Origin of the sequence: Azospirillum sp. TSH100 (genome assembly GCF_004923295.1) — a bacterium.
Lineage (GTDB): Bacteria > Pseudomonadota > Alphaproteobacteria > Azospirillales > Azospirillaceae > Azospirillum.
This window is the reverse complement of record NZ_CP039636.1, coordinates 274,425-299,666: the sequence shown is the minus strand read 5'-3', so window position 1 is coordinate 299,666 and position 25,242 is coordinate 274,425. Positions and strand designations below refer to the sequence as shown.

The 25,242-nt window shown below is 69.6% G+C and carries 21 protein-coding genes; 12 read left to right on the top strand and 9 right to left on the bottom strand.

Features of this window, described 5'->3' with window-relative positions:
- Positions 1-7: 7 nt before the first annotated feature.
- The 3 genes from E6C72_RS19155 to E6C72_RS19145 form a co-directional block, all read right to left on the bottom strand.
- Complete coding sequence (locus E6C72_RS19155; RefSeq protein WP_247875943.1) at positions 8-3,484, bottom strand: indolepyruvate ferredoxin oxidoreductase family protein; 3,477 nt, start codon at positions 3,482-3,484, stop codon at positions 8-10.
- A 173-nt stretch (positions 3,485-3,657) separates the two neighbouring features.
- Positions 3,658-5,295, bottom strand: coding sequence for a GMC family oxidoreductase (locus E6C72_RS19150; RefSeq protein WP_109443050.1), 1,638 nt, complete (start codon positions 5,293-5,295; stop codon positions 3,658-3,660).
- Positions 5,296-5,417: 122 nt separating this feature from the next.
- A complete protein-coding gene (locus E6C72_RS19145; protein ID WP_109443049.1) occupies positions 5,418-6,335 on the bottom strand; it encodes a LysR family transcriptional regulator in 918 nt (305 codons plus the stop codon).
- A 137-nt stretch (positions 6,336-6,472) separates the two neighbouring features.
- Between E6C72_RS19145 and E6C72_RS19140 the strand changes: the two genes are divergently transcribed.
- Entirely contained in the window at positions 6,473-7,117 is a 645-nt protein-coding gene (locus E6C72_RS19140) for a DsbA family protein (protein WP_109443048.1), read from the top strand.
- A 41-nt stretch (positions 7,118-7,158) separates the two neighbouring features.
- Positions 7,159-8,073 carry an MBL fold metallo-hydrolase gene (locus E6C72_RS19135; protein WP_247875942.1) on the top strand — a complete coding sequence of 305 codons (915 nt, stop codon included), beginning with the start codon at positions 7,159-7,161 and terminating at the stop codon, positions 8,071-8,073.
- 19 nt (positions 8,074-8,092) lie between these two features.
- Here E6C72_RS19135 and E6C72_RS19130 read toward each other — a convergent pair whose 3' ends face one another.
- From E6C72_RS19130 to E6C72_RS19120, 3 genes are all read right to left on the bottom strand, one after another.
- Positions 8,093-8,974: a DMT family transporter gene (locus tag E6C72_RS19130; RefSeq protein ID WP_109443047.1), complete on the bottom strand. Its 882-nt coding sequence runs from the start codon at positions 8,972-8,974 to the stop codon at positions 8,093-8,095.
- Positions 8,975-8,998: 24 nt separating this feature from the next.
- Complete coding sequence (locus tag E6C72_RS19125; protein ID WP_109443046.1) at positions 8,999-11,515, bottom strand: cation:proton antiporter; 2,517 nt, start codon at positions 11,513-11,515, stop codon at positions 8,999-9,001.
- Positions 11,516-11,698: 183 nt separating this feature from the next.
- Entirely contained in the window at positions 11,699-12,613 is a 915-nt protein-coding gene (locus E6C72_RS19120; protein ID WP_109443045.1) for a LysR substrate-binding domain-containing protein, read from the bottom strand.
- Positions 12,614-12,836: 223 nt separating this feature from the next.
- Between E6C72_RS19120 and E6C72_RS19115 the strand changes: the two genes are divergently transcribed.
- Complete coding sequence (locus tag E6C72_RS19115; protein WP_109443044.1) at positions 12,837-13,772, top strand: hypothetical protein; 936 nt, start codon at positions 12,837-12,839, stop codon at positions 13,770-13,772.
- Here the strand turns inward: E6C72_RS19115 and E6C72_RS19110 are convergent.
- Complete coding sequence (locus tag E6C72_RS19110; RefSeq protein WP_109443043.1) at positions 13,736-14,467, bottom strand: carbonic anhydrase; 732 nt, start codon at positions 14,465-14,467, stop codon at positions 13,736-13,738. The genes E6C72_RS19115 and E6C72_RS19110 overlap by 37 nt on opposite strands.
- Positions 14,468-14,796: 329 nt before the next feature.
- Between E6C72_RS19110 and clpB the strand changes: the two genes are divergently transcribed.
- The 6 genes from clpB (at position 14,797) to E6C72_RS19080 (ending at position 21,597) form a co-directional block, all read left to right on the top strand.
- On the top strand, positions 14,797-17,481 hold the full coding sequence (clpB, locus tag E6C72_RS19105) for an ATP-dependent chaperone ClpB (RefSeq protein ID WP_109443042.1): 2,685 nt from the start codon (positions 14,797-14,799) through the stop codon (positions 17,479-17,481).
- A 125-nt stretch (positions 17,482-17,606) separates the two neighbouring features.
- Positions 17,607-18,401 (top strand): SDR family oxidoreductase, encoded by a 795-nt coding sequence (locus tag E6C72_RS19100; protein WP_109443041.1) that lies wholly within the window; start codon positions 17,607-17,609, stop codon positions 18,399-18,401.
- A gap of 23 nt (positions 18,402-18,424) precedes the next feature.
- Positions 18,425-19,789, top strand: a complete 1,365-nt coding sequence (gene pabB, locus E6C72_RS19095) for an aminodeoxychorismate synthase component I (RefSeq protein ID WP_109443040.1) — start codon at positions 18,425-18,427, stop codon at positions 19,787-19,789.
- A complete protein-coding gene (locus tag E6C72_RS19090; protein ID WP_109443039.1) occupies positions 19,786-20,592 on the top strand; it encodes an aminotransferase class IV in 807 nt (268 codons plus the stop codon). The genes pabB and E6C72_RS19090 overlap by 4 nt, the downstream gene beginning before the upstream one ends.
- Positions 20,593-20,613: 21 nt before the next feature.
- Positions 20,614-21,057 carry an effector binding domain-containing protein gene (locus tag E6C72_RS19085; protein ID WP_109443038.1) on the top strand — a complete coding sequence of 148 codons (444 nt, stop codon included), beginning with the start codon at positions 20,614-20,616 and terminating at the stop codon, positions 21,055-21,057.
- A 147-nt stretch (positions 21,058-21,204) separates the two neighbouring features.
- Positions 21,205-21,597, top strand: coding sequence for a hypothetical protein (locus tag E6C72_RS19080; protein WP_109443037.1), 393 nt, complete (start codon positions 21,205-21,207; stop codon positions 21,595-21,597).
- A gap of 41 nt (positions 21,598-21,638) precedes the next feature.
- Here E6C72_RS19080 and E6C72_RS19075 read toward each other — a convergent pair whose 3' ends face one another.
- Positions 21,639-22,583 (bottom strand): LysR family transcriptional regulator, encoded by a 945-nt coding sequence (locus E6C72_RS19075; RefSeq protein WP_109443075.1) that lies wholly within the window; start codon positions 22,581-22,583, stop codon positions 21,639-21,641.
- A gap of 157 nt (positions 22,584-22,740) precedes the next feature.
- On the opposite strand from E6C72_RS19075, the gene wrbA reads away from it, so the two are divergent.
- The 3 genes from wrbA to E6C72_RS19060 all read left to right on the top strand — a co-directional run bounded on the left by wrbA (position 22,741) and on the right by E6C72_RS19060 (position 24,760).
- Positions 22,741-23,343, top strand: coding sequence for an NAD(P)H:quinone oxidoreductase (wrbA, locus tag E6C72_RS19070; RefSeq protein ID WP_109443036.1), 603 nt, complete (start codon positions 22,741-22,743; stop codon positions 23,341-23,343).
- 33 nt (positions 23,344-23,376) lie between these two features.
- Complete coding sequence (locus E6C72_RS19065) at positions 23,377-24,336, top strand: glutathione S-transferase family protein (RefSeq protein ID WP_109443035.1); 960 nt, start codon at positions 23,377-23,379, stop codon at positions 24,334-24,336.
- Positions 24,337-24,403: 67 nt separating this feature from the next.
- Positions 24,404-24,760 (top strand): hypothetical protein, encoded by a 357-nt coding sequence (locus E6C72_RS19060; protein ID WP_109443034.1) that lies wholly within the window; start codon positions 24,404-24,406, stop codon positions 24,758-24,760.
- A gap of 13 nt (positions 24,761-24,773) precedes the next feature.
- Here the strand turns inward: E6C72_RS19060 and E6C72_RS19055 are convergent, their stop codons facing one another.
- Entirely contained in the window at positions 24,774-25,148 is a 375-nt protein-coding gene (locus tag E6C72_RS19055) for a hypothetical protein (RefSeq protein WP_109443033.1), read from the bottom strand.
- Positions 25,149-25,242 lie beyond the last annotated feature (94 nt).

The window sequence follows — 25,242 nt, the reverse complement described above, 5'->3', positions numbered from 1 at the left end:
GGGCGGCTCACGCCGCCCGCGCCGGCCTTTCCCGCAGCCGCTGCTCCAGCGCCCGCCAGCGCGGCTCGACCGCGTCCATCGCACGCTGCTTCACCGGGCCGAAGCCGCGGATCTCCTGCGGCAAGCCGGCTAGCTCCACCGCGGTGGCGAGGCGGTCGGACGACAGGCGCTCGGCGATCTCCGCCACCGTGGCCTCGTAGCGGGCGATCAGGGCGCGTTCCATCTTCCGTTCCGCCGTATGGCCGAACGGGTCGAGCGCCGTGCCGCGCAGCCGTTTCATCGCCGCCAGACTGCGGAACACCGGCAGGATCCAGGCGCCCAGCGCCATCTTGCGCGGCTCGCCATGGCCGTTGGTGTCGCGCGCCAGCAGCGGCGGGGCGAGGTGGAAGACCGGCTTCCAGTCGCCCTCGAAGCGGTCCTCCAGGCTTTTGCGGAAGCTGGGGTCGCTGTGCAGGCGGGCGACCTCATACTCGTCCTTGTAGGCCATCAGTTTGAAGGCGCTGCGCGCCACCGCCTCGGCCAGCGCGCCCGATCCTGGGGCGACGCGGACCTCCGCCTGCCGCGCCCGCTCGACCAGGGCGCGGTAGCGGTCGGCATAGGCACGGTCCTGATAGTCGGCCAGGAACGCCGCGCGCCGCTCGACGATGGCGGCCAGATCGGTGGCCGGCGCCTCCTCCTCCGCACCCAGCGTCGCCAGCAGCTCCGGCCGGTGCGCGGCGAGGCGGCCGAAGGCGAAGGCGCGCAGGTTGGCGGCGACACCGGTGCCGTTCAGTTCGATGGCGCGGGTCAGCGCCTCCAGCCCGACCGGCAGCAACCCCTTCTGGAAGGCGACGCCCATCAGGAACACGTTGGCGAGGATGCTGTCGCCGAACAGGGCGGTGACCACCCGGTTGGCGTCGACCACCTCCACCCGGTCGGGCCCGGCGGCGCGGCGCAGGCTCCGCAGGAGGGCGCCGGCGTCGGGCAGCTTGGCTCCGTCGCGGGTGAAGGCGCCGGTGGGGGCGACATGGGCGTTCGCCACCACCCGCGTCCGGCCCAGCCGCACCGTCTTCAGCGCGTCCGGCGAGGCGGCGACCACCGTGTCGCAGGCCAGCACCAGCTGTGCCTGCTTGGGGTCGATCCGCGCCTGGTTGAGCCGCGCCGCGTCGCCCGCCACCCGCAGGTAGCTGTAAACGGCGCCACCCTTCTGCGCGAAACCCATGAAGTCCAGCACCGACGACGCCTTGCCCTCCAGATGCGCCGCCATCGCCAGCACCGCCCCGATTGTGACGACGCCGGTGCCGCCGACCCCGACGATCAGGATTTCCGCCGGGTCGTCCACCGCGCCGTACTGCGGCAGCGGCAGCGCCGCCAGATCGTCGGCGAAGCGGGCGGCGACCGCGTCGGGGTTCGGCTTGCGCAAGGTTCCGCCGATCACCGAGACGAAGCTGGGGCAGAAACCGTCGGCGCAGGAATAATCCTTGTTGCAGCTGGACTGGTCGATCTGCCGCTTCACGCCGAACTCGGTCTGCTTGGGCTGCACCGACAGGCAGTTCGACTTCCTGCCGCAGTCGCCGCAGCCTTCGCAGACCAGATCGTTGATGACCATCCGCCGCGCCGGGTCGGCTATGGTGCCGCGCTTGCGCCGCCGGCGTTTCTCGGCCGCACAGGTCTGTTCATAGACGATGGCGGTGACGCCGGGAATCTCGCGCATCTCGCGCTGCACGGCGTCCAGCTCCTTGCGGTGATGCACCGTGGTGAAAGGGGCAAGTCCGCTGCGGCTGTCGTATTTCTCCGGCGTGTCGCTGACCACGGCGATGCGGGTGATGCCCTCCGCCGCCAGCTGGCGGGTGATGGCGTCGACGGAGATCGGGCCGTCCACCGGCTGGCCGCCGGTCATGGCGACGGCGTCGTTGAACAGGATCTTGTAGGTGATGGTGATCTTGGCGGCCACCGCCTGCCGGATCGCCAGCAGGCCGGAATGGAAATAGGTGCCCTCGCCCAGATTCTGGAAAATGTGCGGGCGCTTGCTGAAGGGCGCCTGCCCGATCCAGCTGACGCCCTCGCCGCCCATCTGGCTGAGGCCGACCGTGTCGCGGTCCATCCACGATGCCATGAAATGGCAGCCGATGCCGGCCATCGCCTTGCTGCCCTCCGGCACCCTGGTCGAGCTGTTGTGCGGACAGCCGGAGCAGAAATAGGGCGTGCGCGGCAGGGCAGGTGCGGCGACCGCTTCGCCCGGCAGCAGATCGGCCAGACGACTGGTGAAGTCATGGTCCGGGAAACGATGGCGGATGCGCTCCACCAGCGCCTTGGCGACGATCCAGGGGCGCAGCTCGCCGGTGGGTGGCAGCAGCGGGGCGCCGAACTCGTCGGTCTTGCCGATGACGGCGCGCGGGCGCTCGCCGGCCGGCAGGTGGAACAGCAGGTCCTTCAGCTGGCCTTCGACGACCGGCGCCTTCTCCTCGACCACGAGGATTTCCTCCGCCCCCCGTGCGGCGGTCAGGGCGAAGTCGGGCTCCAGCGGCCAGGACAGGCCGATCTTGTGGACCGACAGGCCAATTTCGGCGGCCTCCGCCGGGCCGATGCCCAGCAGGCGCAGCGCCTCCATCAGGTCGAGATGCGCCTTGCCGGTAGTGACGACGCGCAGCCAGCCACCCGTCCCCAACACCGTCCGGTCGATCCGGTTGACGCGGGCGAAGGCCTTCACCGCCGCGACCTTGGCGGCCAGACGCTCCTCGATGGCGAGGCTGGGCAGGTCGGGCCAGCGGTAATGCAAGCCCCCCGGCGGTGGATCGAACGCCACCGGCAGAAAGCCGCGCTCCAGCGCCGGCAGCCGGACGGTGGCCGAGCTTTCCACCGATTCCGAGATCGCCTTGAACCCGACCCAGGCGCCGGAAAAGCGCGACAGGGCGTAGCCGTAGAGGCCGAAATCCAGATACTCGCGCACGCCAGCCGGATTCAGCACCGGCATCGACCATGCGATCATCGCAAGGTCGCTCTGGTGCGGCATGCTGGAGGACACGCAGCCATGGTCGTCGCCGGCCACCGCCAGCACCCCGCCGCGCGGCGAGCTGCCATAGGCGTTGGCGTGCTTCAGCACGTCGCCGGAGCGGTCCACCCCCGGCCCCTTGCCGTACCACATTCCGAACACGCCATCGACGGTGCCCTCGCCCGAGGATTCGACCTGCTGGGTGCCCATGACGGCGGTGGCGCCCAGATCCTCGTTCACGCCCGGGACGAAGCGGATGGCGTGGGCGTCCAGATGCTTGCGCGCCTGCCAAAGCGCCTGATCCAGCCCGCCGAGCGGCGAGCCGCGATAGCCGCTGACGAAGCCGGCGGTGTTCAGACCCGCCCGCCGGTCGCTCTCCGCCTGGAGCAGCAGCAGCCGGACCAGCGCCTGGGTGCCGGACAGATAGACCTGTCCCTCCGTTCGGGCATAGCGGTCGTCCAGGCGATAGCTGTCGTCGATTGCCGCCTGTTCCGGCCGCAGGCCTTTCGGCATGCCGTCCATCTCTCGTCCCCTCGGATTTCTATCGTTGGAGACAAGTCTGCGCCTTTCGCAGGCAAATGATTTTGCGGGTTGGCCGGGGATCGGCGGTGTTCGGAAAATCCTGTTGCGGATTGTTGATGCGTGCAGCGAAATTTTTGCGCAGGCTGCGGCGTCTTCCGGCGGACTTACCCCCTCAGGGCGGCATGGCGGTCGGCCCGCATCAGGGCGGCGCCGCGTTCGGCGATCATCACCGTCGGTGTGTTGGTGTTGCCGGAGGTCAGCGTCGGCATCACCGAGGCGTCGATCACCCGCAAGCCACGCACCCCGCGCACCCGCATCTCCGCGTCGGTGACGGCGGTCGGGTCGTCCTTGCCGCCCATCCGGCAGGTGCCGACGGGGTGGAAGATGGTGGTGCCGATGTCGCCGGCGGCGCGCGCCAACTCCTCCTCGGTCTGGAAGCTGGGGCCGGGCTTGTATTCCTGCGGGTGGTAGGGGGCGAGCGCCGGCTGCGCGACGATGCGGCGGGTCAGCGCCAGCGCCTTTGCCGCCTTCGCCCGGTCGGCCGGATCGGACAGGTAGCAGGGGGCGATGGCCGGATTGGCGCGGTGATCGGCGGTGGTGATGCGGGTCCAGCCGCGCGAGGCCGGGCGCAGGTCGCAGACGCTGGCGGTGAACGCCGGGAAGCCGTGCAGCGGGTCACCGAACTTCTCCAGCGACAGCGGCTGCACATGATATTCCAGGTCGGCGCTCGCGACCTCGGGCGAGGATTTGGCGAAGACGCCGAGCTGACTCGGCGCCATGGTCAGCGGTCCCTTGCGGAACAGCGCATATTCCAGCCCCATCATCGCCTTGCCGAACAGGCTGCCGGCCCGCTTGTTCAGCGTCACGATGCCATCGACCTTGTAGATCATCCGCAGTTGCAGATGGTCCTGCAAATTGGCGCCGACGTCCGGCGCGTCCAGCACCACCGGAATCCCGAGTTTCCTCAGATGCTCCGCCGGGCCGATGCCGGAGCGCTGGAGGATCGCCGGGCTGCCGATTGCCCCGGCGGCCAGCACCGTCTCGATCTTCGAGGCCGCCCGCGCCGGCTCGCCCTTCACGGTGAAGCGGATGCCGGTGGCGCGGCCGTCGGCGACCTCCACCGTGTCGATCGCGGCGTCGATGACGAGCTTCAGGTTGGGACGGTCGAGCGCCGGGCGCAGGAAGGCCTTGGCCGCGCTCCAGCGGATGCCGCCCTTCTGGTTCACCTCGAAGCTGCCGACACCCAGATTGTCGCCGCGGTTGAAATCGTCGCTGCGGGGAATGCCGACCTGCTGCGCCGCTTCGGCGAAGCGGTCGAGCAGGTCCCAGCGCAGCCGCTGCCGCTCCACCCGCCATTCCCCGCCCGTGCCATGCATGTCGTCGGCGCCGCGCCAGTAATCCTCCGTGCCCTTGAAGACCGGCAGCACCTCCCTCCAGCTCCAGCGGCTGTCGCCGGTGATGGCGGCCCATTCGTCGTAATCGCGCGCCTGCCCGCGCATGGCGATCATGCCGTTGATCGAGGAGCAGCCGCCCAGCACCTTGCCGCGGGCGTAATGGATGCTGCGGCCGTTCAGGCCCGGCTCGGCCTCCGTCTTGAAGCACCAGTCGGTGCGCGGGTTGCCGATGCAGAACAGATAGCCGGCGGGGATGTGCAGCCACACCCAATTGTCCTTGCCGCCGGCCTCCAGCAGCAGGACCGAGACGTCCGGATCGGCCGACAGCCGGTTGGCCAGCACGCAGCCGGCGGTGCCGCCGCCCGCGATGATGTAATCGAAGCTGCCGAAGTCCAACACGTCCGCCATCGCTTCCTTCCCCCCAGGGATTTATCGATTTGTCAGACATATTAAATTGCTGACCGCGCGAACGATCCAGCGAAATTTTGCCGCGGTGGTGCCGGCGTATGCAGAATTTGAAAAGCGCGCTTTCAAACCGCCGTCCGCTGCCGTTCGCGCTCGGTCAGCAGATCGACGAAGGCGCGGACCTTGGTCGGGCGGAAGCGGGCGGCGGGGAAGACGGCATGGATGCCGCCCGACGGCAGGGTCCAGTCCGGCAAGAGTTGGATGAGGCGGCCGGATGCCAGATCGTCGGCCACGCAATAATCCGGCAGCACCGACAGCCCAGCCCCCTGGCGGACCGCCTCCCGCACGGCGAAGGTGGCGTCCAGCGCGATGGCCGCCCGGAGCGTCACCATGCGCGCCTCGCCGGTTTCGGCGGTGAACTGCCAGGTCAGCGGATTGCGCAGCGCCGTGTTGGCGACGAAGGGCAGGGTGGTGATGTCTTCTGGTGCGGCCGGCCCGGCCCGTTCGCCGATCCCGGCGGCCAGGGCCGGAATACCGACCAGAAGCTGGCGGAAGCTGCCGAACTGGCGGGCCTGGAGGCTGGTGTCGGCCAGCCAGCCGACGCGGATGGCGAGGTCGAAGGTGCCGCCGACGAGGTCGAGCGACTGGTCGGACAGGGCCATGTCGGCCTTGCAGGTGGGGTAAGCGGCGACGAAGGCGGCAATGGCGGGAACGACGACCGACACCCCGTAATCGAAGGGCGCTGTCAGCCGCAGCAGGCCGGAGGGGGCCGCCGCATTTTCCGCCAGTTCGCCGAAGGCATCCTCCGCCTCGCGCAGGATCACGACGCAGCGGCGGTGAAAGGCCATGCCGGCTTCGGTCGGCCGGACCTTGCGGGTGGTGCGGACCAGCAGGCTGGCGCCGACCTCCTCCTCCAGCTTTGCCACCTGCTGGCTGACCACGGCCTTGGTGATCCCCAGCCGCGCCGCCGCCGCGGTGAAGGAGCCGGTTTCGACCACTGCCGCGAAATAGGCGATGCGGTTCAGGTGCCTGGGATCGCTCATGACTGCCGTTCCTGGCGAGGGAATGCGCTGATTGTTTGTCAATGGCATACGATATGTCGGTTTTATGCCTGCTACACAGCACAATCGGCAGCGGTTAAGGTCGCAGCATCACGCCATCGCCAGCCACGGATGCGATCATGAGCCGGACCAGGACCGTCACCTATCTGTTCGACCCGCTCTGCGGCTGGTGTTATGGCGCCTCCCCGGCGATCGCCACGCTGCGGGAGATCGGGGATCTCGCGCTGGAGCTGCTGCCCACCGGCCTGTTCTCCGGTGCCGGCGCCCGGCCGCTGGACGAGGGCTTCGCCGCGCATGCCTGGGCGGCCGATCAGCGCATCCATGCCCTGACCGGGCAGGTCTTCAGCGAGCGGTATCGCACCGGCGTTCTCGCCGACCGGCGCCAGAGGCTCGACAGCGGTCCGGCGACGCTGGCGCTGACCGCGGTGGCGCTGACCGCGCCGGAGCGGGAGTTCGCCGCGCTCGCCGCCATCCAGTCGGCGCGCTATGCCGACGGGCGCGACATCACGGCGCCGGCGGTGCTGGCCCATGTGCTGGCCGGCCTGGGGCTCGACGTCGCCGCGTCGCTGCTTGCCGAGGGGGCGGAGGAACTGACCGTCGCCGATGCCGGGCGGGTGGAGCGTGGACGGCAGCTGATGGCCGCCTACCGCGCCAACGGCGTGCCCACCCTGCTGTTCGACGACGGTTCGCACCGGCGCAAGCTCAACTCCGAAATCCTCTTTGCCAAACCCGGCAGGCTGGCGGCGGTTCTAAGCGCCGCCTGACCGCGAACCCACACGACCGCCAAACCAGACGAAGGGCATCGATGATGATGACGCGCAGGGATCTCCTTGCCACCGCTTTGCACGCCTCCATGATGGCGGGCGCCGCGACACTCCTGACCCCGGCCGGCGCGCTTGCCGCCGCGGCTGCTCCGCTGAGCTGGCGGGCCTTTCCGGCCGGCGAGGGCGGCTTCTTCCGGGCACCGGTCCTGCTGTCCGGCAGCCGCGAGGCGATCCTGATCGACGGCGGCTTCACCCTGTCCGACGGCAAGGCGCTCGCCGAGGCCATCAGGGCCACCGGCAAGACGCTGACCACCATCTATGTCAGCCAGAGCGATCCCGATTACTATTTCGGCCTGGGTCCGGTGAAGGCTGCCTTCCCCAAGGCCCGCGTTATCGCCGCCTCCGCCACCGTCGCGGCGATCAAGGACAATGTCGGCAAGAAGCTGGCGGTCTGGGGGCCGAAGCTGAAGGAGAACGGTCCGCAGACCCTGGCCGAGGTGGTGATGCCGCAGCCGTTCGACGGCGCCGCCCTGACGCTGGAGGGCCGGACCATCGAGATCGTCGACGCCCAGGGGCTGCCGAACCGCCGCCACCTGTGGGTGCCGTCGCTGCAGGCCGTCTTCGGCGGGGTGCTGGTGTTCTCCGGCCTGCATGTCTGGACCGCCGACACCCCGACGGCGGAGGCACGGGCCGCCTGGGTGAAGGCGCTCGACGCCATGGCCGTCCGCAATCCGGCGGTGGTGGTCGCCGGTCACGCCGCGCCAGGCGCCACGCCCGATGCCGCCGCGATCGCCCACACCAGGGCCTATCTGCTGGCCTTCGAGGAGGAGCTTGCCAAGGCGAAGACCAGCGCCGAGCTGATCGCCGCGATGACGCGGCGCTATCCCGACGCCGGGATGGGCATCGCGCTCGACATCGGCGCCAAGGTGGCGCTGGGCGAGATGACGTGGGGCTGACGCCCCACGTTCTCCGGCCTCACTTCCGGTTGACCAGCGCCACGCCGCAGACCGCCACCGCCATGCCGGCCAGTGCGGCGATGCCCAGCTTCTCGCCGAACAGCATCCAGGCGACCAGGGCCGTCACCGGCGGGGTCAGGTAGAACAGGCTGGCGACCTTGGCCGCCGCACCGCGGCGGATCAGGGCGAACAGCAGGAAGATGGCGCCGACCGACAGCACGAAGCAGAGCCACAGCAGGGCGAAGACGAACTCTCCCGTCCATTGCACCTGCATCGTCTCTGTCAGCGGAGCGGCGATCCCCAGGGCGACCGCGGTGGCGGCATATTGGATGGCGGTGCCGCTGCGCAGATCCATGCCACCGCCATGGCGCTTCTGGTACAGCGTGCCCAGCGTGATGCCGACCAGCGCCGCGACGGCATAGCCGATGCCGATCAGGTGCTCGGCGTCGACCGACAGCTTCTCGCGCACCACCAGCCCGACGCCGGCAAGGCCCAGCAGCAGCCCCACCCATTGCCGGCCGGTCACCCGTTCGCCCAGCAGCGGGCCGGACAGGGCGGCGGTCAGCAGCGGCTGGATGCCGACGATCAGCGCGGTGACGCCGGCCGGCAGCCCATGGGCGATGGCGAGGAAGACGCCGCTGAGATAGACGCCGTGCACCAGCAGCCCGGCCAGCGCGATCCGCCCGGCGGTCGCCCAGTCCCGGGGCCAGGGAGCCCGGCTCGCCAGCGCCACCAGCGCGAGCACCACGGCGACCAGCCCCAGCCGGATCAGCAGGAATGTCAGCGGCTCCACATAGGGCAGGCCGTATTTCGCGCCGATGAAGCCGGTGCTCCACAGCAGCACGAAAAGGCCCGGCATCAGGCGCAGCCAGGGCTGGCCGCCCGTCGCGGTCCCGCTCATTTTTTAAGTCCCTTCCCCGTCCGGTCAGCTCACCGCCGGAACGGCCGGAGACGACTTGGTCGGCTGGCGGCGCGCTTCGGCGACCGCCTGGATGTGGGACTGCAAATCCGCGTCCTTCTGCACCAGCCGGCGGAAATCCTTCTCATCCAACACCAGCAATTGGCAATAGCCCAGCGCCCGCACGTCTGCATTGCGCCGCTGGCGGGACAGGAGCGCCATCTCGCCGAAGAAGTCGCCGGTGCCGAGCTTCACCGGCTCCGCCAGCATCGGCACCAGCACCTCGACCGCACCCGACGCGATGAAGAACATGGCGTCGCCGCGGTCGCCCTTGCGCACGATGGTCTCGCCCGGCAGCGCCAGCTGGGCGCGCAGCAGCGTGGCGATGGTCGCCACCCGCTCCGACGGCAGGCCGGCGAACAGCGGCACCCGGCGCACCAGCTCCGCCACGTCGAAGCGGACATCCAGCTTCGGCAGCCGTTCCAGTGCCCGGCGCCGCTGTTCCAGATCGCGTTCCAGGTCGGTCAGCACCTCCTGGCTGATGATCGATTCGGCGTGCATGGCGCGGTATTCGGCATGCTCCAGCCGCAGGGCGGCGCGGCCGACGTACCGGCTTTGCAGAACCACCGCATAGTCCGGATATTGCAGCTTCAGGGCGGACAGCGCCTGCTCGACGATGCCCAGCCGGCCGACCAGCATGCCCTCCAGCTCGAACGCCACCTCCTGGCCCAGCACGCGGGCCAGCCGGTCGCGGGTGAAGGCCAGCAGCTCGCGCAGCACGGTGCGCACCGCCACCAGCACCTCGAACCGCATCGACAGGCGCCGGGCCAGCGGCCGGTGGATGCCGAAACGGCGCTGGAGCCAGCTGGCCGCCCGCATCCAGGGGGAGAAGGCGATGAACGGCTCCTCGAAGGCGCGATAGCCGTTGCGGCCCTGGCTCTTGACCGCGTCGAGCAGGCGCCCGCTGCGGCCGGACAGCATCTCCATCACCGCGCGCGACACCACCCCTTCGGAGAAATGCGCGTAATAGAGTTCTTCCTCGCGGTTCACCAGGATGACGAGGCCGATGGTGACGCGGTCCTCGCCGCTCAGCTGGGCCTCCTCCTGGCTGTCGCGGTCGATCTTCTTCAGCCGTTCCTCGTAGCGGGCGATCATCACGTCCTTGACGGCGCCATCGACCTCATAGGTCTTGGCGACGGCGGAGACGCGGTCGCGGATGCTGTCGGTGGACAGGGCCAGCGCGCGGTTGCGCATGGCGCGTTCCACCGGCGTCAGCTCGTCCAGCCGCAACACGCGGATCAGCCAGCGCAGCGTGGTGCCGTTGACGAACAGGGTGACGAAGACGAAGCCGGTGACCATCACCGCGATGAAGCTCTGGAGCTTGTCGGGAACGCGGAAATTCTCGGTCACCGCCAGGGCCAGCGTCAGCGACACCGCCCCGCGCATGCCGCCCCACAGCATCACCGACTTGTAGGAGTTGCTGACCTTCTGCGCCAGCCCGGCCCAGGACAGCACCGGCAGCAGCCCGAACAGCACCACCGCCCGCGCGGCGAAGGCGGCGAGCACCACGACCAGCACCAGCCCGACCTCCGCCCAGCCGGCGTCGGCCATCAGGCGCGGCACCAGGATGGCGGTCAGCAGGAAGATCATGGAGTTGGCCCAGAAGCCCAACTGCTGCCAGACATGCTCCATGGCGCCCCAGGTGGCGGGGGAGATGCGGGTGCGCCCCACCGATCCGATGACCAGCGCCGAGGTCACCACCGCCACCACGCCCGATGCGCCGACATAATGGTCGGCCAGCACATAGGACAGATAGGCCAAAGCCACCGTCAGCGTGATCTCCGCCATCGGCTGGTTGCGCACCGGCTCCACCAGCATGCAGACGATGCGGCCGCAGACATAGCCGGTGACGACGCCGCCGGAGAAGTCGCGCAGGAAGTCCAGCGCCGCCGCACCCGCCCCGCCATGGGAGGTGCGCGTCAGCATGTCCAGCAGCAGGGTGAACAGCGCGATGGCGGCGGCGTCGTTCAGCAGGCTTTCGCCTTCGACCAGCGTGGTCAGGCGCCGCGGCGCGCCCAGGTCGCGGAAGATGCCGATCACCGCCGCCGGGTCGGTGGAGGCGACGATGGCGCCCAGCAGCAGGCAGGCGACCAGCGGCATCGGCGTGAACAGGTTGACCGCATAGCCGACGGCGAAGGTGCAGACGAACACCGCCACCACCGCCATCAGCAGGATCGGCCCGAGATCGTCGAACAGCCTCCGCACGTCGACCGCCAGCGCGGTTTCGAACAGCAGGATCGGCAGGAAGATGTGCAGCAGCACGTCGGACGAGACGTCCAGCTCCGCCAGCGATGCCAGGAAGTCGTGGAACGGTCCGGTGCCCGGCGTGCCGGCGAAGGTCTGGATCACCGCGCCCAGCGCCACGCCGACGCCGGCCAGCAGCACCGTGTAGGGCACCTGGAAGCGGGCGGCCAGCGGCGGCAGGAAACTGACGAGGGCGAGAAGCCCGGCAACGCCGAGGACTTGAATGACGATGTCGTGCATGTTTCCACGGGGACGGCTGCGGCGTGGGCTGCACGGTATCGCCGCACTGTGGCGGGAGCAAGACCGCGGACCGGACGGTCCTGCGGCAAAAATGGTCCGCAGCGATGCATGCTTCGCGAGCCGGGGACTATTCCGCTCCCCGTATCGCGGCCCCACCTGTTCTGGTCGCCCTCTGCCCGGCCGTCAGCGCCAGCCGCCGTCCTGGGTCAGGCCGGCCAGGATCTCCGACAGGATGGCATGGGTGGCGCGGGCGGCGGCCGACAGCGGCCGGCCGGCGGCATGGGCCAGCAGGATGGTCCGGTCGATCTGCGGATCGACGATCGGCAGGCCGGTCAGCCGCTCCGCCGCCACGCCATGGCGGGCCACCCGGTCGGACAGCACGGTGTAGCCGCAGCCTTCCGCCACCAGCGCCTTGATCTGTTCGAGCGCGTCGATCTCCAGCGCCACGCTGACGCCCGCCCGCGCCAGCAGGGCGGCATGCTCCACCTCCTCGCGCACGCCGTGCGGCCGGCCGGGCAGGACCAGAGGCAGGGCCAGCGCCTCGGCGAAGGGAATGGCGGTCCGGCCGCGCAGCAGCGGGTCGTTCGCCGGCCCGACAAGATGCAGCCTCTCCCGCGCCACCAGCTGGGTTTCCAGCCCGCCCATCTCCTTGGTGCCGAACACCAGCGCCAGGTCGAGCTGCCCCGACAGCACCCATTCCAGCATGTGGCCGGACAGTCCCTCCACCACCCGCAGCCGGATCTGCGGATGGGTGCGCCGCACCGCCAGCGCCAGCGGCACGGTCAGCACCGGCCCCAGCGAGGTCGGGATGCCGACAATGGCCGGACCGGCCGGCACCGCCTCAACCGCGCGCACGTCGTCGCGCAGCCCGTCCATCTGCTCGATCAGCGCCGCCGCCCGCTGCGCCAGCCGCCGGCCGCTTTCCGTCGGCACCACGCCGCGCGCCGTGCGCAGGACGAGCTGGCAGCCGAAATCCTCCTCCAGCCGCTTCAGATGCAGGCTGAGCGCCGGCTGCGCCACCCGCAGCGCATCCGCCGCGCGCGAGATCGAGCCATGCTCGACGATGCCCAGGAAATAGCGAAGCTGCCGCACATCCATCCTGCCGGACCTCCTGCTATCCATACCATGGCGCTATGAAGAAGTCGGCGGGGATCGTGTGTCAATATGGGCGTGTGCCTATGGTTGCCCATTCGATCGTACGCGAAATGGTTTAGACTGGCGGGAGGGAAGCGGTGGCGTCGGCTCGTCCAGCGGTGAGCCGGACCCCGGACGCGGAGGCCAGCCTATGGTTTTGGGGCCTGTTGTTTCGGAGCCGGCCCATATGCCGGCAGAGGGACCGGAATGGATGCGGCGCCATCCGGAATTTCCGGCCATGCTCGCCGGCTTCTGCGACGGGCTGGTCGCGCCGTTGCGCGGCCAGCGGCTGATGATCAAGCTGTTCGGCCAGCGGGCGCCGAGCGAGATCGCCGGCTGGATCGTTTTGATGCATGCGACCGCCCGGACGCCGGAGGAACGGCCGACGCTGACCCGTCTTCAGGAGCGTCTGCCCGGCACCAGGCAGACCGCCGCCTTCGTCGCCTTGCTGCGCGGCTTCGGCATCGTCCAGAGCGAACGCGATCCGCGCGACGGGCGCATCCGCTATCTGGTGCCCGGCCCGGTCATTCTGGATGGCTTGCGCGACTGGCTGGCCCTGCATCTCGCCTGCCATCACCGGCTGGCCGGCGGCGGGGACGCCGGGGAGAGGCTGCGCCGCGACCGCGGTTTCTACGACCGGGTGCTGTGCGAATGCGCGGTGCTTCTCGACCCGCGCAACCGGGCGCTGCTGCGATTTCCCGAACTGGCATGGCTCGACGAGCATGACAGCGGCCTTTATCTGGCCCTGACGCTGGTAGAGCGCAGCCTGACGCAAGACGTGACGGATGACGGGGCCGGTGATGGCTGGGTGGAGGCGTCGGCCAGCGAGCTTGCCGGGCTGCTCGGGGTGTCGCGGTCCCACATCCGCAACCTGATCAATGCGATGGAACTGCGCGGGCTGGTCCGCCAGGACGAACGCCGTCGCAGATTGCTGCCGACGCCGCACTTCATCGAGCTGCTGGAACGCTGGGTCTGCCATCAGATCGACGGCATCGCGGCGGCGGCGCGCCGGGCGGAACGGGCGGGCGACGGTGGGCATCCGCCGCCGCTTTCCCAGCCATCCGGCGCGCTTCCGGCCGCGGTGGCTCAGAGCAGCGCCACCTTGCCAGTGGCGATGTCGTAGAGGCCGCCGACGATCTTCACCCGGCCGTCGGCCGCCAGCGGTGCGATGAGGGGTTCGGCCGCGGCGAGGCGGCGGACATTGTGCCGGACATTCTCCGCCGTCGCTTCCGCCATCAGGTCGGCGGGCTTGCGGGCGATCGCGGCTTCGACGCCGGGCTTCAGCGCGTCGACCAGTTGCGGCAGATGGCCGGGAAGCTGTGTCCCGTCCTGGATAGCCTTGATGGTGGCGCCGATGGCGCCGCAATTGGTGTGGCCCAGCACCAGGATCAGCGGGATGTTCAGCGCCTTCACGCCATATTCCAGGCTGGCGAGCCCGTCGTCATTGACGAAATTGCCGGCCACGCGGACGACGAACAGCTCTCCCGGCCCCTGATCGAACAGGATTTCGGGAGCGACCCGGGAATCGGCGCAGCTGACGATGCTGGCGAAGGGGAACTGCGCTGCCGCCCGGGCCGCCCGGCCGACCGAATAATCCCGGTTGCGCGCGGTGTTTGCCGCATAACGCGCATTTCCGGCCGTCAGTTTCCGCAAGGCCTTGTCAGGTGACAGCGGGGATGGCGCCGCCGCCTTCTCCTTGGCCGCAACAGTGGCAGGAGTCATCGTCAGGGCGCCGGCCGTTCCGGCAAGCGCCGCGCCGGCCCTGAGCAGATGCCGGCGCGACAGCCCGAGGCCCGCCGTTTCGCACAACAGACACATTCCTAACCCTCCGCTTTGGGATCACCGGTCGTTGCGGACGATCGGCGGTGCCGGTTGATCCCGGCGGCCCATCCACGCTCCAGTGTTGCCATGGTGCCGGGGCTGGCGGTCGTCCAAAAACTGCAGGCATCGGGCAAGGCGCAAGCTTGTCACAGCCCAGCTTGGGCTGGTCGCATGCAGTGCTGGATTGGACGGTTCCCCCTCTTGATCGCCACAAATCCGTTAACCATTTACCCATCAGGCGCCGGGCGGTCGCGCATTTTGCGGACCGTGGACGCGCCGTCCCGCGCCGGATGGCTGGGCGGGAGACCATGGAAACGGAGTGCCGGATGGACTTCGGTCAATTCACCGATCGCGCGCGCAGCGTCATTCAGGCCGCGCAGATCGCCGCCCTTGCCGAGCGGCACCAACAGCTTCTCCCCGAACATCTGCTGAAGGCCCTGATCGACGAGGGCAGCGGCGTGGCGGCGCGTCTGGTGCGCGACACCGGCGGCGACCCCGATCTGCTGAAATCCGCGACCGAGGAACAGCTCTCGCGCGCTCCGGTCCAGGCCGGCGCCGGCGAAGGCCCGCAACCCCTCTACATGTCGCCGGCGCTGGCTGCCGTGCTGCAAGGCGCCGTTGCGTCGGCGCGCACCGGTGGCGACCGCTTCGTCACCGCCGAACGGCTGCTGGAGAGCCTTGCCCGCCAGAGCGGTCCGCTGCGCGCGCTGTTCCGCCGGGCCGGCGTCGATGCCGACGCGCTGGCCGCCGCCGCCGATGCCCAGCGCAAGGACCATCCCGCCGACGCGGAGACCGAGACGACGGCCGGCGAGGCGCTGGCCCGCTACACCCGCGACCTGACGGAAGAGGCGCGGCAGGGCCGGCTCGACCCCGTCATCGGCCGTGACGACGAGATCCGCCGCACCATCCAGGTGCTGGCCCGCCGGACCAAGAACAACCCCGTCCTGATCGGCGACCCCGGCGTCGGCAAGACCGCCGTGGTCGAGGGGCTGGCCCAGCGTCTGGCCTCCGGCGACGTACCGGAAGGGCTGAAGGACCGCCGCGTCCTGGCGCTCGACCTCACCGCGCTCTTGGCCGGCGCCAAGTTCCGCGGCGAGTTCGAGGAACGGCTGAAGTCGGTCCTGTCGGAAGTCCAGGAGGCCAACGGCCGCATCATCCTGTTCATCGACGAGCTGCACACCCTGATCGGCGCCGGCCGCACCGACGGGGCGATGGACGCCGCCAACATGCTGAAGCCGGCGCTGGCGCGCGGCGAGCTGCGCTGCGTCGGCGCCACCACGCCCGACGAATACCGCAAATACATCGAGAAGGACGCCGCGCTGGCCCGCCGCTTCCAGCCGGTGACGGTGGACGAGCCGTCGGCCGACGACGCGGTGTCGATCCTGCGCGGCATCAAGAGCAAGTACGAGGTGCACCACGGCGTGCGCATCGCCGACGCGGCGGTGGTCGCGGCGGTCAGCCTGTCGGCGCGCTACATCGGCGACCGCCGGCTGCCCGACAAGGCCATCGACCTCGTCGACGAGGCGGCGAGCCGCCTGCGTATGGCCATCGACAGCAAGCCGGAGGCGCTCGACGCCGTCGACCGCCGCGTCGCCCAGCTGAAGATCGAGCGCGAGGCGCTGAAGGCCGAGCCGGATGCCGCCTCTCAGGAACGGCTGCACGTGCTGGAGGGCGAGTTGGCCGAGGCGGAAGCCCGCCAGTCCTCGATGGAGGAGGAGTGGCGCGCCTCGCAGTCCCGCCGCACCGAAGGCCGCCGCCTGAAGGAGGAGCTGGACCAGGCCCGCACGAAGCTGGAGCGCGCCCAGCGCGACGGCGACTGGGCCAAGGCCGGCGAGCTGGCCTATGGCGTGGTGCCCGACCTGGAGAAGCGTCTGGCCGAGGCCGAATCGCGCGCCAGCGCCGAGCGGGACGAGGTGACGGCCAAGGACATCGGCGCCGTCGTCACCCGCTGGACCGGCATTCCGGTCGAACGGATGCTGGAGGGCGAACGCCAGCGGTTGAAGGGCATGGAAGACAAGCTGGCCGAGCGCGTCGTCGGCCAGAAGGAGGCGGTGCGCGCGGTGTCCAAGGCGGTGCGGCGTGCCCGTGCCGGCCTGAAGGATCCCAGCCGCCCGACCGGCTCCTTCCTGTTCCTGGGGCCGACCGGCGTCGGCAAGACCGAGCTGGCCAAGGCGCTGGCCGCCTTCCTGTTCGACGACGAGACGGCGATCACCCGCCTCGACATGTCGGAGTATATGGAGAAGCATGCGGTCAGCCGGATGATCGGCTCGCCGCCGGGCTATGTCGGCTATGACGACGGCGGCTCGCTGGCCGAACGCATCCGGCGCCGGCCCTATCAGGTCGTGCTGCTGGACGAGGTGGAGAAGGCGCATCCCGACGTGCTGAACGTCCTGTTGCAGGCGCTCGACGACGGGCGGCTGACCGACGGGCAGGGCCGCACCGCCGACTTCCGCCACGCCATTCTCATCATGACCTCCAACCTGGGGGCCGAGGCGCTGAGCGCCCTGGGCGACGACGAGGATATGGCCGGCGTGACGGTCGAGGTGATGGACGCGGTCCGCAAGGCCTTCCGGCCCGAGTTCCTCAACCGGCTGGACGATGTCCTGATCTTCCGCCGGCTGGGCCGGGACCAGATGTCGCGGATCGTCGACATCCAGCTGGCCCGCGTCAACGAGCGGCTTGCCGAGCGTGGCGTCACCCTGGCGGCGGATGCGGCGGCCAAGCGGCGGTTGGGCGATCTGGGCTGGGATCCGGCCTTCGGCGCCCGTCCGCTGAAGCGGGCCATCCAGGGCCTCGTCGAGGACCCGATCGCCGAGCGTCTGCTCGATGAGGAGGTCGAGGGCAAGACCACAATGGCCCTGTCGGTGGTCGATGGCCGGCTGGCGCTGGACGGCGTGGTGGTCGAGGAGGACCGGGCGCACGGCTTCAAGGCGCCGGAACGTCCGCCCTTGGGCTTCGCCCTGCCGCCGGTGGCGGGTTCCGCCGCCAGCCGCGAGGCATCGGTCCACTGACCGGGTGACGGATGAGAGGGAAGGGGGCGCGGGCTTTGCGCTCCCTTTTCCATTTCCGGGGCTGCCCTTCACCCGCCGCGTCTGCTAAATGACCGCTGCAACGCCGCAATCGACAGGGGGCAGAGATGGCCGTGACGAGTCCTTCCCACTTGGGCTACCTGTCGACTTTCTCGCTGGCCGGGCAGGTGGCGCTCGTCACCGGGTCGGGACGCGGGCTGGGGCTGGAGATCGCGCGGGCGCTGGCCGGATCGGGGGCGCATGTTCTGCTGAACGGCCGCGACGCCGCGACGCTGGAACCGCGCGTGGCGGAAATCGAGGCGGCCGGCGGCAGCGCGTCGGCGCTGGCCTTCGATGTGTCGGACCGGGCGGCGGTGCGCGATGCCTTCGCCCGGATCGACCGCGAGCATGGACGGCTCGACGTGCTGGTCCAGAATGTCGGGCAGCGCAACCGCAAGCCGCTGGCCGATCTGACCGATGACGAGATCACCGGCCTTCTCGACGTCGATCTGGCTTCCGGCCTGATCCTGGCGCGGGAGGCCGCGCGGCTGATGCTGCCGCGCGGGCGTGGCCGGCTGATCGCCGTCACCTCCGTCGCCGGGCAGATCTCGCGGGCCAACGACAGCGTCTATGCCGCGGCGAAGGCCGGGCTGAACGGCATGGTGCGGGCGCTGGCCGCCGAATACGGCCCGTTGGGGCTGACCAGCAACGCCATCGCGCCCGGTTTTTTCGCGACCGAAACGAACGCGGCGATTGTGAACGATCCTGAGCGGGGGGCCTATTTCGCCAACCGCACGCCGATGCGCCGCTGGGGCCGGCCGGAGGAGATCGCCGGGGCGGCGGTGTTTCTGGCGTCGGCCGCGGCGTCCTATGTCAACGGTCACGTCTTGGTCGTCGATGGCGGCGCCACCATCTTGATGTGAGCCGCCGGCCGATTGCCAATGCCATGCTGACGATTCCGATCTCCTGCGGCGATCCCGCCGCGCTGTTCCGTTCCTGGAGCGCCGAGCCCTGGGCGATGCTGCTCGACAGCGCGGCGGCCCATCCGCGGAATGGTCGCTATTCCTATATCGTTGCCGAACCGTTCCAAACGGTTGAGCGGATCGGCGGGCAAACCCTCGTCGACGGCCGCCCGGCCGGCGGCAGCCCCTTCGACGCGCTGGAGCGGGCGCTGTCCGCCCATTCCCTGTCCTCCGACGGGCCGGTCCCCTTCACCGGAGGGGCGGTGGGCTTCGTTGGTTATGAGGCCGGAACGGCTTTGGAGGGCCTGATCTCCCGTCATGGCAATCCTGGCGGCCAGCCGGACTTCGCCTTCGGCCTCTATGATGTCGTCGCCGCCTTCGACCGGCAGGAGGGCAGGGCCTGGGTCATCGCCGCCCGGCCGGAGGTGGCGGACCGTGCCCGCCGCATGGCGGCGCGGCTGTCCGTTCCGCCTCCGGAACAAGCAGCCGGGCCGGCGCCGGTGCGCTGGCGGTCGGAACTGGCGCGCCCCGACTATCTCGACCGGGTCGGCCGGGTTCTGGATTATATCCGGGCCGGCGACATCTATCAGGCCAACTTCACCCAGCGTTTCCTGGCCGACGCCGATGAGGGCATGGACGCCTACGCGCTGTACGAGCGGCTGCGCCGCTTCAGCCCGGCGCCCTTCGCCGCCTTCCTGAATTGCGGCCCCAGGCTGAGGCTGGCCGGGGCGTCGCCGGAGCGCTTCATCCGGCTGGGCGCCGACCGGACCATCGAAACCCGGCCGATCAAGGGCACCCGCCCGCGTCACGCCGATCCGGTGGCCGATGCCCAAGCGGCGGCGGCGCTGTCGGCCAGCATCAAGGACCGGGCGGAAAACCTGATGATCACCGACCTGCTGCGCAACGATCTGGCGCGCGTGTCGGAGGTCGGCAGCGTCAGGGTGCCGGTGCTGTTCGGGCTGGAGAGCTTCGCCACCGTCCATCACCTCGTTTCCGTCGTCACCGCGCGCCTGCTGCCGGGACTGGGGCCGGTCGATCTGCTGCGGGCGGCCTGCCCCGGCGGCTCGATCACCGGGGCGCCGAAGATCCGCGCCATGCAGATCATCGACGAGCTGGAGGTGGCCCGCCGCGGCGCCTATTGCGGCTCGGTCGCCTGGATCGGCTTCGACGGCGCCATGGACAGCAACATCGTCATCCGCACCCTGTCGGTGACGCCCGACGCGGTGATCGCCCAGGCTGGCGGCGGCATCGTCGCCGATTCCGATCCGGCCGAGGAGCATGAGGAAATGCTGGTCAAGGCCCGCGCCCAGCTGCGCGCGGCCGGCGAACTGGCGGGGGGAATCGAATGACGATCTGGCTGAACGGGCGGCTGATGTCGCCGGCGGAGGCGCGGATCGATCCGGCCGACCGCGGTTTCACCCTCGGCGACGGGCTGTTCGAGACGATCCGCATCAAGGACGGCAAGCCGTGCCACCTGCCGCGCCATCTCGACCGGCTGACGGCCGGGGTGGCGTTGCTGCGCCTGCCGCTGCCCTATGGTGCCGTGGAATTGGCCGGGGCGATGGCGGCGCTGATCGGGGCGACCGGCGTGGCCGATGGCGTCCTGCGCCTGACCCTGTCGCGCGGCACCGGCGCCCGTGGCGTGTTGCCGCCGGCCGATGCCCGGCCGACCGTGCTGATGACGGCGGCCCCCGCCGCCCACATGACGTCGCCGGTGGCGGCCGTCATCGCCCGCAGCACCCGCCGCAACGAACACTCGCCGCTGTCGCGCCTGAAGTCGCTGAATTACCTCGATTCCATCCTGGCCCGGCAGGAGGCGGCGGAGCGCGGCGCCGACGAGGCGCTGCTGCTGAACACTGCCGGCCGGCTGGCGGAAACGAGCGTCGCCACCCTGTTCCTGTCCCTCGGCGGCCGGCTGCTGACCCCGCCGGTTGCCGACGGCGCCCTTCCCGGCGTCCGCCGCGCCCTGATCCTGGAGCGCCATGGCGCCGAGGAGGCGCCGCTCACCCCCGACGATCTCGCCCGCGCCGACGAGGCCATCCTGACCAACAGCCTGGGCCTGCGCCCCCTGGTGGCGGTGGATGGCCAGCCTGTCGGCAACGGCTCCGCCGGTCCGGTTCTGGCCCGCCTGCTCGCCGATCCGGACCTGTAATTCGCCATCCGAGGGACCGTGATGATCGAAACAGTGACTTTTCCCGAACTGACCGTCATCGGCTGCATGGTCGAGGCGAGCCGGGAGGATTTGCCCGCCACGGTCGCCGCGGCGTGGGAGCGCGTGTTCGCCGCCGATGTCGGGACCGCCGCCTTCGCGGCGGTGTCGCTGCCGGAGGAAAACGGGCTGCACCGCCAACTCGTCGGCTTCATGGCGGCGAAGGCGAGCGAGATCCCCGACGGCATGGTCCGCGTCGACCTCGACGCCGGCCGCTATCTGCGCACCGTGCAGGACGGCCCGCAGACGGCGATCGCCGATGGCTTCGCCCGGCTTCATGCCCATGCCGGGGCCAATGGTCTGACGCTGTCGGGCGTGGCACTCGATTTCGGTTACCGGCCGGGGCAGCGGGAGGGGCGCCACGAGTTGCATCTGGCGCTCGCTCCGCAATTGCCGGCTCCGGTGTGACGGAACAATCGCGGTCTTGACGATTCCGCTGCCGTCGCATACCGGCGTCCATTGCCAGATGCCGGCGCAAACACTATGATTCATCTGCTGCACCTGGGTATCCGCAGGGGCGAGACCCGTACCGCTTGAGACGATCGGAAGACCCGTATGGACGCTCACGACCTTTCGCTGGACGACAACCGCACGCTCCAGGCCATCGGCATCCTGGCCGACGTGCTGGATGGGGTCGAGGGGCCGGGCGGTCTCGACACGGTGCTGGTGTCCAAGGCGCTGCGTCAGGTGATCGCCACCAAATCGCAGCCGGCCTTCGAGTTCGCCTCGCGCGCCTTCAACACGCTGGAACCGTCGGTCCGCCGCCAGGTGGCGGAGACCGCGGACGAGGCGGCGCATCATTCGGTCGAGCTGCGCAGCCGGGTCGGCGGCTTCCTGTCGACCGCTCCGAAGAAGCCGGTTCCCCAGGGCCCGGTGGTCGGCCAGCAGCCGAACTTCATCACCGCGCTGAATCTGCGCTCCCGCCGCCGGCCGAACTCGCCGACCTGAGGCCGCCGGCCTGGGAAGGCTCGCCCGTCCCGCCGGGGGCTCTATTCCTGGGGGCCATACTCATGCGGCAGGGCGTCGAGCAGCGCGCAGTCCCAATAGGGGCGCGGGCCGAAGCGCTGCACCAGGAAATCGACGAACACCCGCACCTTCGGCGACAGGTGTCGGTTCTGCGGATAGACGGCGTTGACGCTGACCTCCGACGGAACATGGCGGTGCAGCACGCTGACCAGCTCGCCGCGCGTCAGCGCCTGCCCGCACAGGAAGGTCGGCGACATGATGAAGCCGACGCCGGCTGTCGCCGCTTCGCGCAGCAGGTCGCCGTTGTTGCTGCGGATCGGGCCTGAGACCCGGACGCTGCGCGTCTCCCCATCGACGATGAAGGGCCACAGGTCGGGCGTCGGCAGGTTGGTGTAGATCAGGCAATTGTGGTTGCTCAGATCCTCCGGCGTCTGTGGCACACCGTGCTTTTGCAGATAGGCCGGGCTGGCGCAGCAGGCCATCCGCGCCGGGGCCAGCCGCCGGGCGATCAGCGAACTGTCGCGCAGCCGGCCGATGCGCACCGCCAGATCATAGCCCTCGTCGACCAGATCGACCGTGCGGTCATTCAGGTCCATGTCGATCTCGATGGCCGGATAGCGCTCCAGGAACTCCGCCACCGCCGGGGCCAGATGCAGGATGCCGAAGCTGACCGGCGCGTTCAGCCGCAGCCGGCCGCGCGGGGCGGCATGCAGGTCGGCGACCGCCTGTTCCGCCTCCTCCAGATCGGCGAGGATGCGGGTGCAGCGCTCGTAATAGGCTTGGCCCACCTCGGTCAGGCTGAGCTTGCGGGTGGTGCGGTTCAGCAGCCGCGCGCCGAGCCTGTTCTCCAGCTCGCCGATGCGGCGGGAGACCACCGACTTCGACAGGTTGAGCCGGTCGGCGGCGGCGGTGAAGCTCTTGGTGTCCACCACCTTGATGAAGGCGAGCATGTCGTCGAGGCGATCCATGGCATTGTTGTACACCCGGAAACAATGAGGTGCCAAGATCCGGGATTACCGGAAGCGCCGCCGCGCCCTATTTCTGGTGTCACCGCCGGGCCGGCACCGGCCGCGGCGACGTGATCGTTCAACCGAACATCGTTCAACCGAACAGGGAGTGACGACGATGGCGAAGGTTCTGGTCCTCTATTACAGCAGCTGGGGTCACGTGTCGGAGATGGCGCAGGCGGTGGCCGAGGGCGCCCGCTCCGTCGCCGGGACCGAGGTGGCGGTGAAGCGCGTGCCCGAACTGGTGCCGGAGGCCGTCCGCCAGTCCGCCCATTACAAGGACGAGAGCAACATCCCCGTCGCCACCGTCGATGAGCTGGCCCAGTATGACGCGATCATCATCGGCACGCCGACCCGCTACGGCAACATGGCGTCGCAGATGAAGAACTTCCTCGACCAGACCGGCGGGCTGTGGGCCAAAGGGGCGCTGAACGGCAAGGTCGGCAGCGTCTTCACCTCCACCGCCACCCAGCATGGCGGTCAGGAAAGCACCATTCTCAGCACCCACACCGTGCTTCTGCACCTGGGCCTGGTGATCGTCGGCCTTCCCTATTCCTTCCAGGGCCAGATGGGCGTTTCGGAAGTGATGGGCAACTCGCCCTATGGCGCCAGCACCATCGCCGGCGGCGACGGTTCGCGCCGTCCGAGCGCGGTCGAACTCGACGGTGCCCGCTTCCAGGGCCGCCATGTCGCCGAGATCACCGCCAAGCTGCACGGTTGATGCCGGTTAGACAGTAGAGAAGAGGAGGGAGCCGTGGGCCTGCTGATCGATGGACAGTGGCGCGACCAGTGGTACGACACCAGGAAGACAGGCGGCGCGTTCGTCCGGACGGAGGCGCAGTTCCGCGACCGGGTGTCGGCCGACGGCTCCACCCCCTATCCGGCGGAGGCCGGGCGTTATCACCTGATGGTGTCGCTGGCCTGCCCCTGGGCGCACCGCACGCTGATCTTCCGCAAGCTGAAGCGGCTGGACGGGGTGATCGGCGTCAGCGTGGTCGAACCGCTGATGCTGTCGGAGGGCTGGACCTTCGCCGAAGCGGAGCCGGTCACCGGCGCCGGGCGGCTGTACGAGGTCTATCTGAAGGCGAAGCCCGGCTACAGCGGCCGGGTGACCGTCCCGGTCCTGTGGGACAGGAAGACCGGCGGCATCGTGAACAACGAGTCGGCGGAGATCATCCGCATGCTCAACCGCGAATTCGACGCCTTCACCGACGTGCGCGCCGATTTCTACCCGGCGGAACTGGCGGAGGAGATCGACCGCGTCAACGCCTTCGTCTATGACGCCGTCAACAACGGCGTCTATAAGGCCGGCTTCGCGACCTCCCAGGACAAGTACGAGGCCGCCTTCGACGCGCTGTTCGCGGCGCTGGACGACCTCGACGCCAGGCTGGCGAGCCGGCGCTGGTTGGTCGGCAACCGGCTGACCGAGGCGGACTGGCGGCTGTTCACCACGCTGGTGCGCTTCGACGCCGTCTATGTCGGGCATTTCAAGTGCAACCAGCGGCGGATCGCCGACTATCCGCACCTGTCCGGCTATCTGCGCGACCTCTATCAGGTGCCGGGCGTGGCCGGGACGGTGAATTTCGACCACATCAAGCGCCATTACTACGGCAGCCACGCCACCATCAACCCGACCGGCATCGTGCCGAAGGGGCCGGAGCTGGATCTCGACGCGCCGCATGGACGCGGCAACCTGGGCCCCGACCCCGTGTGAGGCGTGACGGATCGGTTCCCCGGCGGTTGTCAGAAGGAAACGACAACCGCATGAGGGGATATGTCCAATGCGTAGGATCATCCTGGCTGCCGTGGCCGTCCTGGCCGTCTCGTCACCGGTGCTGGCCCAGACCGGGCAATCCCAGAATGTTTGGGGCGGGGCCCTGGACCAGCTGAACCGCGCCGTCAACCCCAACGCCTATCCGCAGGACCGCAACGACCGGGCGGCGGACGACCGCGACCTGAACCGCGACGGGCGCCGCTATGAAGGATCGTCCGGCAACCGCCGCGGCAACGCCTACAGCGACTATTCCGACCGCGACCTGCGCAGCCAGTATGACCGGCTGGGCGAGGAGCAGCGCCAGATCCGGCAGAACCGCCGCGCCATCGAGGACGAGATGGAGCGACGCGGCATCAATCGTTGAAGAACGCCAGCCGTCAGGGCTTGTAGCAGCGGGCCATGTCTTCCGGGTTGCCCATCGCCTCGCACTGGAAGCCGTTAGAGAATTTGAAGCGCAGCGGGCCGGTCTTGCGGACGCTGACCACCGGCTTCTTTCCCGCATCCTGGAACTCCACCCAGGCGGAGCTGTCGAAGCGGGTTTGCAGCCCGTTGCTCAGCTGCACGCGGCCCTGACGGTCCTTCATCACCTGGACGCCGGTGTTGAACAGCAGGTTCGGGCCATCGGGCTTGGCCGACAGGCCGTTGGTGCAGTTCACCCCCTCCGGCTTCACCGCGACGCATTCGTAGGGGTGCGGCTGGCTGGCGGTGAGGACCATGGCATAGACGGCGATTTCCAGGACATTCATCGGCATCGGCGTGCACCAGCAGGAAGGCGGCCAGCGGAAAGGCGGCAGGTCTTTCCGTCTTACGGACCATCTGGTTACGAAAGAGATAATGTCGCGCCTG

Excerpts from the sequence above, each read along its gene's own strand:
- E6C72_RS19110 (WP_109443043.1), bottom strand. The coding sequence starts at position 14,467 with ATGTGTCTGTTGTGCGAAACGGCGGGCCTCGGGCTGTCGCGCCGGCAT.
- E6C72_RS19055 (WP_109443033.1), bottom strand. The coding sequence starts at position 25,148 with ATGCCGATGAATGTCCTGGAAATCGCCGTCTATGCCATGGTCCTCACC.
- E6C72_RS19130 (WP_109443047.1), bottom strand. The coding sequence starts at position 8,974 with ATGAGCGGGACCGCGACGGGCGGCCAGCCCTGGCTGCGCCTGATGCCG.
- E6C72_RS19080 (WP_109443037.1), top strand. The coding sequence starts at position 21,205 with ATGGACGCTCACGACCTTTCGCTGGACGACAACCGCACGCTCCAGGCC.
- E6C72_RS19125 (WP_109443046.1), bottom strand. The coding sequence starts at position 11,515 with ATGCACGACATCGTCATTCAAGTCCTCGGCGTTGCCGGGCTTCTCGCC.
- E6C72_RS19075 (WP_109443075.1), bottom strand. The coding sequence starts at position 22,583 with ATGGATCGCCTCGACGACATGCTCGCCTTCATCAAGGTGGTGGACACC.
- E6C72_RS19085 (WP_109443038.1), top strand. The coding sequence starts at position 20,614 with ATGATCGAAACAGTGACTTTTCCCGAACTGACCGTCATCGGCTGCATG.
- E6C72_RS19150 (WP_109443050.1), bottom strand. The coding sequence starts at position 5,295 with ATGGCGGACGTGTTGGACTTCGGCAGCTTCGATTACATCATCGCGGGC.
- E6C72_RS19120 (WP_109443045.1), bottom strand. The coding sequence starts at position 12,613 with ATGGATGTGCGGCAGCTTCGCTATTTCCTGGGCATCGTCGAGCATGGC.
- wrbA (WP_109443036.1), top strand. The coding sequence starts at position 22,741 with ATGGCGAAGGTTCTGGTCCTCTATTACAGCAGCTGGGGTCACGTGTCG.
- E6C72_RS19135 (WP_247875942.1), top strand. The coding sequence starts at position 7,159 with ATGATGATGACGCGCAGGGATCTCCTTGCCACCGCTTTGCACGCCTCC.
- E6C72_RS19140 (WP_109443048.1), top strand. The coding sequence starts at position 6,473 with ATGAGCCGGACCAGGACCGTCACCTATCTGTTCGACCCGCTCTGCGGC.
- E6C72_RS19060 (WP_109443034.1), top strand. The coding sequence starts at position 24,404 with ATGCGTAGGATCATCCTGGCTGCCGTGGCCGTCCTGGCCGTCTCGTCA.
- pabB (WP_109443040.1), top strand. The coding sequence starts at position 18,425 with ATGCTGACGATTCCGATCTCCTGCGGCGATCCCGCCGCGCTGTTCCGT.
- E6C72_RS19090 (WP_109443039.1), top strand. The coding sequence starts at position 19,786 with ATGACGATCTGGCTGAACGGGCGGCTGATGTCGCCGGCGGAGGCGCGG.
- E6C72_RS19100 (WP_109443041.1), top strand. The coding sequence starts at position 17,607 with ATGGCCGTGACGAGTCCTTCCCACTTGGGCTACCTGTCGACTTTCTCG.
- E6C72_RS19155 (WP_247875943.1), bottom strand. The coding sequence starts at position 3,484 with ATGCCGAAAGGCCTGCGGCCGGAACAGGCGGCAATCGACGACAGCTAT.
- clpB (WP_109443042.1), top strand. The coding sequence starts at position 14,797 with ATGGACTTCGGTCAATTCACCGATCGCGCGCGCAGCGTCATTCAGGCC.
- E6C72_RS19115 (WP_109443044.1), top strand. The coding sequence starts at position 12,837 with ATGCCGGCAGAGGGACCGGAATGGATGCGGCGCCATCCGGAATTTCCG.
- E6C72_RS19145 (WP_109443049.1), bottom strand. The coding sequence starts at position 6,335 with ATGAGCGATCCCAGGCACCTGAACCGCATCGCCTATTTCGCGGCAGTG.